Below are 7,108 nucleotides of genomic sequence, written 5' to 3'. Positions count from 1 at the left end.
TCTACGGTAAAAACAAGCCGCCCTCACAAACCCCCCCCCCCCGCCCCCGAAACCACACCCCCACGACGCGGGGGCCCGCCCCCCCCCGCGGGGGCGCGGGCCGCCGTCGTACGCGCCGGGCCTCAGCCCATGTGCGGGTAGCGGTAGTCCGTCGGCGGCACCAGCGTCTCCTTGATGGAGCGGGTGGACGTCCACCGCATCAGGTTCTGCTTGGCGCCCGCCTTGTCGTTGGTGCCGGACGCCCGGCCGCCGCCGAAGGGCTGCTGGCCGACGACGGCGCCGGTGGGCTTGTCGTTGATGTAGAAGTTGCCGGCCGCGAAGCGGAGCTTTTCGCAGGTGGCGGCGGCCGCGGCGCGGTCCTGGGCGATGACGCAGCCGGTCAGGCCGTAGGCCGACGCCGACTCCATCTGCTCCAGCATCGCGTCATAACCCTCGGCGGACTCGTCGTCGTAGACGTAGACGCCGAGGATCGGGCCGAAGTACTCGTCCTTGAAGATCTCGTTCTCGGGGTCGGTGGAGGCCAGGACGGTCGGGCGGACGAAGTAGCCCTCGGAGTCGTCGTAGGTACCGCCGGCGACGACCTCGATGGTCGGGTCGGCCTTGGCCCGGTCGATCGCCGCCTTGTTCTTGGCGAAGGAGCGGTCGTCGATGACGGCACCCATGAAGTTCGCCAGGTCACGGACGTCACCCATGGTGAGGGAGTCGACCTCGGCGGCGAACTCCTCCTTGAGGCCGGCGTTCCACAGGGAGGCCGGGACGTACGCGCGGGAGGCCGCGGAACACTTCTGGCCCTGGAACTCGAAGGCGCCACGGGTCATGGCGGTCTTCAGGACGGCGCGGTCGGCCGTCGGGTGGGCGACGATGAAGTCCTTGCCGCCGGTCTCGCCGACGAGGCGCGGGTAGGTCTTGTAGTTCTCGATGTTGGTGCCGACCGTCTTCCACAGGTACTGGAAGGTCTTGGTCGAACCGGTGAAGTGGATGCCCGCCAGGTCGGGGTGCGTCAGGGCCACCTCGGAGACGTCCTTGCCGTCGCCGGTGACGAGGTTGATGACGCCCTTGGGCAGCCCGGCCTCCTCCAGCAGCTGCATCAGCAGCACGGCGGCGTAGGTCTGGGTGGGGGACGGCTTCCAGACCACGACATTGCCCATCAGGGCGGGGGCGGTGGGCAGGTTGCCGGCGATCGCGGTGAAGTTGAAGGGCGTGATCGCGTAGACGAAGCCCTCGAGGGGGCGGTGGTCCGAGCGGTTCCACACACCCGGGGAGTTCGCCGGGGGCTGCTCGGCGAGGATCTGGCGCGCGAAGTGCACATTGAAGCGCCAGAAGTCGATCAGCTCGCAGGGCGTGTCGATCTCGGCCTGCTGGGCGGTCTTGGACTGGCCGAGCATGGTGGCGGCGGCCATCTTCTCCCGCCAGGGGCCGGCGAGCAGGTCGGCGGCCTTGAGGATGATCGCGGCGCGGTCGTCGAAGGACAGCGCGCGCCAGGCGGGGGCGGCGGCCAGCGCGGCGTCGACGGCGTCCTGGGCGTCCTGGACCGTGGCGTTGCCGAAGGTGCCGAGCCGGGCGGCGTGGTTGTGGGGCTGGACGACATCGAAGCGCTCGCCGGCGCCCATCCGCCGCCGGCCGCCGATGGTCATCGGCAGCTCGATGGGGTTGTCGGCCAGCTCCTTGAGCTTGGCCTCGAGCCGCTGCCGCTCGGGGCTGCCGGGGGCGTAGGTGTGAACCGGCTCGTTGACCGGCACGGGGACCTGGGTCACAGCGTCCATGGCGCGGTGTCTCCTTCGCTGTAGTTCGCGGTGGCGATCGTCGGTGGTGGTGCGGGGCGTACGGGTTCGTACGGGGGTCAGCGGTGCGGCCCGGGTTTCCAGCATCCACCCGAACCCGCCGCTATGGGGCAATCAGCCGCGGGTGGCAAGCGACCTGAGGAAAAATCCCAGGTTCGCGGGGCGCTCGGCGAGGCGGCGCATGAAGTAGCCGTACCAGTCGGTGCCGTACGGGATGTAGACCCGCATCCGGTGGCCCTCGGCGACCAGCCGCAGCTGCTCGGCCTCGCGGATGCCGTAGAGCATCTGGAATTCGAAGTCGCCGGGCTTGCGGCCGTTGCGGTGCGCCAGCTCCTGGCCGATGGCGACCATCCGCGGGTCGTGCGACCCGATCATGGGGTAGCCCTGCCCGGCCATCAGGATCTTCAGGCAGCGCACATAGGCCTTGTCGACCTCGCGTTTGTCCTGGAAGGCGACGGTCGCGGGCTCCTTGTACGCGCCCTTGACCAGTCGCACCCGGGAGCCTTCCCCGGCCAGTGCGTGACAGTCGTCCTCGGTGCGGAAGAGGTAGGACTGCACCACCGCGCCGGTCTGCGGGAAGCGCTCGCGCAGCTCGCGCAGGATGGCGAGGGTGGAGTCGACGGTGGTGTGGTCCTCCATGTCGAGGGTCACCGTCGTACCGGCCTCGGCGGCGGCCTCGACGACCGGAGTGACGTTCTTCAGCGCCAGCTCATGGCCGCCGGGCAGCGCCTGGCCGAAAGCGGAGAGCTTGACGGACATCTCGGCCTTGGTGCCGAGCCCCTGCCCCTTGAGCGCGCCGGCCAGCTCGAGGTAGGCGTCGCGGTTGCGCAGCGCCTCGGCCGGATCGGTGATGTCCTCGCCCAGGAAGTCCAGGGTGACCTCCAGACCGCGCGCGGCCAGCGACCGCACGACCGTCACGGACTCGGCCAGCCGCTCACCTGCGATGAAGCGGTCCACCACGGGGCGGGTGATGGGAGCGGCCGCGACGATGCGGCGAATGCTGTCGCTGCGCGCTGCGGCGAGAAGCACGGGACCCAGCATGGGGCACCTCCACGGTTCAGGATGACAAATGCCGGGCGGGCGCCGTACGGGCGCGCAGCGGCAAGATGAGCCACCTGAAACTTAAGGATCTCGCCATCTTCCGGCCATCGACAGCTGTCACGCCTTCGTGGTCAGGATCTCAGACAGATGTATGAGAATGGTGCAGGGCACGGTACGGACACGGAAGGAGCCGGGCGGCGGATGCGGGGCGACTACCAGCAGCTCGTGGACGAGATCTCAGCGGCGCTCGGTGCGCCGGCGACGCTGGAGGACCGGGATTTCGGGCTGATCGCGTTCGGCGCGCACGAGGGTGACGACGACGAGGTCATGGACCCGGTACGGACCCGGTCGATCCTGCAGCGCCGCTCGTCGGCGGCCGTACGGGCCTGGTTCGAGGCGTTCGGGATCGCGCGGGCCAAGACGGCGCTGCGCATTCCGCCGGACCCGGCCGCCGGGGTCTTCCGGGGCCGGATCTGTCTGCCCGTACGCCATCGCGGCATCGTGCACGGCTATGTATGGCTGCTGGACGACGGGCATCTGACCGACCTGGAGCTCGGCGGCCGCGGCGCGCCCCCGGACCCGCGGATCGCGCAGGCGATGGAGACCGCCGCCCGGATCGGCGCCCTGCTGGCGGACGAGGCCCGCGCCGGGGCCGAACTGGGCGATCTGCTCAGGGAGTCGCTGGCCTGCGGGCCGGATGCCCGGGGGGCCGCCGAGGCCGCGCTGCGCGACGCGCTGCGGGACACCCTGCGCTTCTCGCCGGGGTCGCCGCTCACCCTCGTGGCGGTGCTGCCCTGGGACACGACGGACACGGAGGCGCCGCTGCCGAGCCTGCCGGGGCTGCTTGCGGCCTGTGCGCTGCCCGCGGTCGGCGGCGGCTCCACGTCCCCGGCCCCGGCTGCCGCCCCTGACGGCCGCACCCCCGACCACGCCGGCAGCGGCGGCACCGGACGCTCCCGCCCGGCATCCACCGCCCTGGCCGCCCTCGTACGCCTGCGGTCACCCGGCTCGCTCGCCGCGGCCCATACGGTGGCCGAGCATCTGCTGCGCTCGCCGCGCGCGGGCGCCGTACCCGCCGCCGGGGCCACGGCGGCCGGCGCGGCCACCGGGACCCGCACCCCCGCCCCGCGGCCGCGTGCCGCCGGAATCGGCACCGGGACAAGCGAGTTGGCCGACCTCCCGGCCGCCTGGCAGGAGGCCCTGGCCGCGGCCCGCGCCGCCCGCGCCGAGCCGCGGCTGGGCCAGGTCACCCAGTGGGACGCGATCGGCGCGTACCGCCTGCTGACCGCGCTGCCCACCACCGTCCCGGACCCGCGCGTCGAGACCCTGCTGGCCCCCGCCCACGCCGAACTCGCCCGCACCGCCGAGGCGTTCCTGGACTGCGCGGGCCAGGCCGGCCGCACGGCCCAGGCCCTGGGCATCCACCGCCAGACGCTCTACTACCGCCTGGGCCGGGTGAAGAAGCTGACCGGCCTCGACCTGGACGAGGGCGAGGACCGGCTGCTGCTGCACATGGCGCTCAAGGCGGCGCGGCTGTGAGCGCTACCGGGTGAAGACGACGGCCACCACCGGCATCGCCGGGTTCCCATGGCCATGCAGCAGGAGGCTGAAGCCGTGCTCCGGCGCCCGGCCGGCCAGCTCGCCGTGCTCGATCCGTACGCCCGCCGCTTCGAGGTCGGCGACCACCTCCGCGTACGGGCGGTCCAGCAGCTGGACGCCGCGGAAGCGGGCCGTGCCGGTCGCGCCGGTGTAGGTGATGACCAGCTTGGTCAGCCGGTCGTCCCCGTCGAAGGTCAGATTCAGGCCGTGGTCGTGGTACCGGTCCTCGCTCGCGCCGCCGTACTCCGGGCGGCTCTGCATCGCCGGTCCGAGGCGGGCGCCCAGCGTGTGGCGGTCCTGGCCGAGGCGTACGGTCTCGGTGCCCTCACCGGGGACCAGCCGGTGCTCGGTGATCGGCTCGACCGGGTCCGCCTCGGAGAAGGTGACGGGCTCGGCGACGATCGAGCTGCGGAAGAGGCCGACGCGGTCGACGCGGGCGACCCGGCCGGGGTGGTCCTCGTCGGCCCCGTACGGGGCGATGAGGTTGAAGCCCGCGTCCGGGGCCTCGACGCCCGAGGCGATCTCGATCAGCCGGACATTCATCGCCTCGAGGGCGGTGACCACAGCCCGGTACGGGGTCCCGGTCAGCGGCAGGCCCTGGTAGAACACCGGCGCGGGATCGAACACCTCCAGATAAACCAGACGCTCCTCGTCGTCGAAGAAGCAGACCAGCCCGCCGTCGACATAGTGGTCGCACAGTCCGGTGCTCGAAGAGGTCTGACGGGACGTCCGTACCTCCCCCAGCTCGCCGATGGCGTCCACCAGCCGGTCGGCGATCACCTTGCGGTGGTCACCGAGCCGGATGCCGTCGGGAATCAGCCCCACCAGCCCGTCGAAGGGCCGTATCTCCCAGCCGTACGGCATCTCCTCGTACGGGTCCCCCTCGTCCGTCACCCTCGCTCCTCCCCCTTGGGCCCCAGCACCTCGCCCGCCGTCACCCGGCGCAGCGCCTCGGCCAGATCCCGGCCCGACGGCATCGCCTCCGGCCGGATCAGCGAGTGCACCATGAGGCCGGTGAGCAGGGCCTGGTAGAAGGAGCCGACCACCCGGGCCGCCTCCCCGTCGACCTCGGTGTCTGCCACCCCTTCGAAGACCGCGACGAGCCCCTCGCCACCCTCCGGCAGCACCTCGCCGATCGCCTCGCGCAGCTTGGCGTCGCGCGGCAGCAGGCCCAGCACCTCGACCTGCGCGGCGATGAACTCCGGTTCGTTGCCGATGCGCTGGAGGACCTTGTCCCAGACGGCGGCGAAGCGTTCCAGCGGATCCGCCGCCCCGCCGGCGGCGGCCGGCACATCGGCCACGCCGGCGCCCCATTCCTCGCTGGAGGCGATGACGGCCTGACGCATCAGGGCGTCCTTGGAGCCGTAGTGGTATCCGATGGAGGCGAGGTTGGCGCCGGATGCGGCCACGATGTCGCGGGCGGTGGTGCGCGCGTACCCCTTCTCCAGCAGGCACCGTTTGGCGCCTTCCAGAAGATCTTCGCGGTGTCCCATGCGGGCAGCCTACCGCCGCGCCATACGCCCGTACGAGACGAACGTCTTATACATACGTACAGGCTACGTTCTCACCACAGCCGGGCCTGTCCCGGTCCCGCCCGGTCGCCGCCCGGCTCCCCCGCGCCACCGCCCAGACCGTCGTCGAACTCCAGCTCCTCCTTGCGGAGTTCGACGCTGATCTCCCGCTGCTCGGTCACCCGCTCGGTCTCCAGCCGTACCCGCTCGACCGCCACGGCCTTCTTGCTGACCACCGGCTGCTGCTCGTGCAGGATGACCTCGACCTCGCCGTCGCCGATCCGCGGCTCGGTCCGGCCCAGCACCCGGTCCTCCTCGGTGATCCGCTCGCGGACCATCCGGACCTCTTCGTGCGTCACCGGAACGGTGCGGTACTCCTCGGTGGTGACGACGTGTTTGCGCAGATGGGCCCGGCCGGTCTCGCGTTCCTCGGTGCCGATCTGGAGCTGCTCCTCGGACAGCACGATCTCGGACGTCCGCTCCTTGGGGCGCGCGGTGTCCTCGTCGTCGCAGCCGCGCGACCTGGCCATCGCGCCGGCCTCGGCCCCGGCTCCGGCTCCGACCCCGGCCCCGGCCCCGGCCGGTGGGCGGTCGGTGCGCTCCGGGCGGGTGTACGGCATGGTGCCGCCCGCCATGCCGGGGGCTGCCACAGGGGCTGCCGCGGCGGCCGCGCCGGCCCGCGTACGGGTCGGACTCCCGGCCATGACGGGATCCGGCTGGGGCGCGACAGGGCCGGGGTTGCCCGGCCGGGTCAGTCCGTAGTGGCGGTAGAGCTCCGCCTCCTCGGAGGGGTCGAGGTGGCCGTCGGCGGCGATCCGCGGCGCTTCCTTGATCGCTTCCTTGGTGTAGGGAACGTGCAGCTCGCCGCCCGCCCGCCGCGCCCCGGCGAGCGGCACGAAGGTCTCCTTCATGCCGAACAGCCCGGTACGCACAGTGATCCACTCGGGGGCATTGGTCGCGTCGTCCCGGTAGACCTGCTGGACGGTGCCCACCTTGGAGCCCTGCGCATCGACCACGGTCAGGCCGGTCAGATCCTGAGGAGTGTCACCCTGCGGTGCATTCATGGCGCTTCGTCTCCTTCCGCACGCGCCGCCAGGGGCACGCCCCTGCGCAGGCACCATGTGGTGCTCTCAGCTCATCAGCCACCTGTGGCGACGGCGTATACAGAGCGAGCGG

General features: G+C 71.9%; 6 protein-coding genes. 1 reads left to right on the top strand and 5 read right to left on the bottom strand.

Going from position 1 to position 7,108, the window contains the following annotated elements:
* Positions 1 to 122: 122 nt before the first annotated feature.
* Both pruA and AB0D04_RS41880 read right to left on the bottom strand, forming a co-directional pair.
* Positions 123 to 1,763, bottom strand: a complete 1,641-nt coding sequence (pruA, locus tag AB0D04_RS41885; RefSeq protein WP_362712665.1) for an L-glutamate gamma-semialdehyde dehydrogenase — start codon at positions 1,761 to 1,763, stop codon at positions 123 to 125.
* A gap of 132 nt (positions 1,764 to 1,895) precedes the next feature.
* Positions 1,896 to 2,822 (bottom strand): proline dehydrogenase family protein, encoded by a 927-nt coding sequence (locus AB0D04_RS41880; RefSeq protein WP_362712664.1) that lies wholly within the window; start codon positions 2,820 to 2,822, stop codon positions 1,896 to 1,898.
* A 201-nt stretch (positions 2,823 to 3,023) separates the two neighbouring features.
* Here AB0D04_RS41880 and AB0D04_RS41875 point away from each other — a divergent pair, with 201 nt between their 5' ends.
* Positions 3,024 to 4,361, top strand: a complete 1,338-nt coding sequence (locus tag AB0D04_RS41875; protein ID WP_362712663.1) for a helix-turn-helix domain-containing protein — start codon at positions 3,024 to 3,026, stop codon at positions 4,359 to 4,361.
* Positions 4,362 to 4,364: 3 nt separating this feature from the next.
* Here AB0D04_RS41875 and AB0D04_RS41870 read toward each other — a convergent pair whose 3' ends face one another.
* The 3 genes from AB0D04_RS41870 to AB0D04_RS41860 all read right to left on the bottom strand — a co-directional run bounded on the left by AB0D04_RS41870 (position 4,365) and on the right by AB0D04_RS41860 (position 6,996).
* A complete protein-coding gene (locus tag AB0D04_RS41870) occupies positions 4,365 to 5,315 on the bottom strand; it encodes a hypothetical protein (RefSeq protein ID WP_362712662.1) in 951 nt (316 codons plus the stop codon).
* Entirely contained in the window at positions 5,312 to 5,914 is a 603-nt protein-coding gene (locus tag AB0D04_RS41865) for a TetR/AcrR family transcriptional regulator (protein WP_362712661.1), read from the bottom strand. Before AB0D04_RS41865 ends, AB0D04_RS41870 begins: the two co-directional genes overlap by 4 nt.
* A gap of 71 nt (positions 5,915 to 5,985) precedes the next feature.
* Positions 5,986 to 6,996 (bottom strand): PRC and DUF2382 domain-containing protein, encoded by a 1,011-nt coding sequence (locus AB0D04_RS41860; protein WP_362712660.1) that lies wholly within the window; start codon positions 6,994 to 6,996, stop codon positions 5,986 to 5,988.
* Between the last annotated feature and the right edge of the window lie 112 nt (positions 6,997 to 7,108).

It is taken from the genome of Streptomyces sp. NPDC048483, assembly GCF_040651455.1.
Lineage (GTDB): Bacteria > Actinomycetota > Actinomycetes > Streptomycetales > Streptomycetaceae > Streptomyces.
This window is presented reverse-complemented; position numbering and strand designations above follow the sequence as displayed.